Consider the following 2,332-nt stretch of genomic DNA (forward strand, 5'->3'; position numbering starts at 1 on the left):
CAGTGGTTCGTCTCGGGGGAGGGGCGGGAGTCGCAGGCCCGGCTGCTGCGGGGGCGCGCACTCGGGTCGATTCCGCAACTCCTCGCCGTTGTGCGGCAGTTGAATGAGCGTCGGGCCGGGCGGTCCGACCGTTCGGCCGACTTCCGCACGCTGGCCCGGTGGTTCGCCCAGGCACCGGACGACGCGGCGCGGCACCGGTTGTGGCGGGTGGCGTTCGGGCTGTATCCGTCCCGCCACCTCACCGTCGACGGCGACACCCTCGCCGAGCGGACGGCCGCGCCCGAACCGGCCTCGACGCCGTGGGCCGGGGCGCGACCGCTGCGGATCAGCCCCCAGCTGCGCCGTACCGGCAGCTACGAGCGGCGTGGCAAGCCGCGCCGGGTGGCCGACCGGGGGGAGGCGAAGCGCCGGCTCGCCGAGATCGCCGCCAGGCAGTCCGAGGAGGTCAGGGCGGCCAGGGACCGGCTCGCGACGGGCGGACCGGTGCGGCTGTCCCGGCTGGGGGAGCTCGATCCGGTCGCCTTCCAGCTGTTCCTGCGGCTGCTCGGCGACGCCCTCGCCACCTGGCGGCCGGAGACGACGACCACCGTGGCCACCAGCGGGGACGGTTCCATGGAGATCCGGCTGACCGCGCTCGACGACGGTTCGACGGCCGAAGTGCGCACGCCCGACGGGGTGTTCGGCGGTCCCGACCACCTGATCGACATCATCGATCTCACGGAGGAGATCCGGTTCGGGCCACCGGCCGGACTCGCACCCGGGCCGACCGCATCCGAACCGGCCGCATCCGCGTTCGCCGGAGCCGAACCGGTCGCACCCGCGTTCGCCGGAGCCGAACCGGCCGCATCCGCGTCGGCCGGAGTCGGGGCGGTCGCGGGGCAGGAGGAGGGGCGGTGAGCGGGCCGCTCGCCGAGGTCCTCGACGGCCAGCGCCGGGCCGACCTGCAACGTGCCGCGCGTGCCCTGCTGAAGGAGCCGCTGCTCACCGCCGACGGGCCGTACGCCGACGAGTTCCGGCTGGTGCGACGGCACCAGGCCGAACTGCGCGAGTGGTTCGAGCGCAACGTCGGCTGGACGCTGCGCACGGACGCCGACGCCGCGCGGCTGCGCAAGACGCCGGGCACCCTCACCGACGCCACGCATCCGGCCCGGGAGGCCACCCGGACCGCGCTGCCCTTCACCAGGCGCCGTTACGTCCTGCTCTGCCTGGCGCTGGCCGCGCTGGAACGGGGCGAGGCCCAGGTGGCGCTCGGCCGGCTCGCCGAACAGATCGTGCTGGCCGCCGCCGATCCCGAACTCGTCGCCGCCGGGATCGTGTTCACCCTGGAACGGCGCGACGAACGCCTCGACCTCGCGGCCGTCGTGCGACTGCTGCTGCGGGCCGGGGTGCTGCGAAGGGTGGCGGGCGACGAGGAGGCGTACATCAGCGGATCCGGGGACGTGCTGTACGACGTGCGGCGGCGCGTGCTGGCCGGGATGCCGGCGTCCCTGCGCGGCCCCTCCCTCGTCGAGGCCGAGGAGTTCGAGGAACGGCTGGTGGAGATGACGGCGCGGACCGCCCTCGACAGCGACGAGCTGAGGTTCCGCGCGATCCGCTGGAAGCTGACCCGTCTCCTCCTCGACGACCCGGTGCTCTACTACGACGACCTCACCGACGACGAACTGGCCTACCTGACCCGGCAGCGCGGCTTCATCACCGCGCGGATCGGCGAACTGACCGGGCTGGTGCCCGAGGTGCGCGCCGAGGGCGTCGCCATGGTGGACCCCCTGGACGACCTCACCGACGTACGCATGCCGGAACAGGGCACGCACGGGCACGTCACCCTGCTGCTCGCCCAGCACCTGGCGGGAGCCGGGCGGCCCGTCGAACCGGCGGAGCTGGCGCGACGGGTGCGCGAACTCGCCGCGGAACACGGCGGTTTCTGGGCGAAGTCGGCCAGGGAGCCGGGCGCCGAACCCGTACTGGTGGCACAGGCCCTGGAGAAACTGGTGGCCCTGGGGCTCGCCGAGCACACCGAGCAGGGCGTCGTGCCGCGGCCGGCCCTCGCGCGGTACGCGGTCGGCGAGGCAGTCGTCAGGGAACCGGGGGCACCACCGAACCGTCCGCACCCTCCCACCCCACCGGACACGATCGTGAAGGACGAAAGGTGAACCGCGCCTCGACCGGGCTCCCGCCAGGTGCTGGGCGAGCAGCAGGGTGACGTGCCCGTGCGTGCCCTGTTCCGGCATGCGTACGTCGGTGAGGTCGTCCAGGGGGTCCACCATGGCGACGCCCTCGGCGCGCACCTCGGGCACCAGCCCGGTCAGTTCGCCGATCCGCGCGGTGATGAAGC

Annotated in this window: 2 protein-coding genes and 1 pseudogene; 2 read left to right on the plus strand and 1 reads right to left on the minus strand. The window is 74.1% G+C overall.

The window, feature by feature from the left end; translation table 11 throughout:
• Positions 1-897, plus strand: an 897-nt coding sequence (locus EAO76_RS43595; protein ID WP_262376275.1) for a TIGR02677 family protein, incomplete at its 5' end; no start/stop codon positions are given.
• Positions 894-2,150 carry a TIGR02678 family protein gene (locus EAO76_RS43600; protein ID WP_148841728.1) on the plus strand — a complete coding sequence of 419 codons (1,257 nt, stop codon included), beginning with the start codon at positions 894-896 and terminating at the stop codon, positions 2,148-2,150. The genes EAO76_RS43595 and EAO76_RS43600, both read left to right, overlap by 4 nt.
• A 21-nt stretch (positions 2,151-2,171) precedes the next feature.
• Here EAO76_RS43600 and EAO76_RS43605 read toward each other — a convergent pair.
• Positions 2,172-2,327, minus strand: a pseudogene (locus tag EAO76_RS43605) (DUF2398 family protein); the annotation flags it as partial.
• Between the last annotated feature and the right edge of the window lie 5 nt (positions 2,328-2,332).

The organism is Streptomyces sp. sk2.1, assembly GCF_008120935.1.
Lineage (GTDB): Bacteria > Actinomycetota > Actinomycetes > Streptomycetales > Streptomycetaceae > Streptomyces.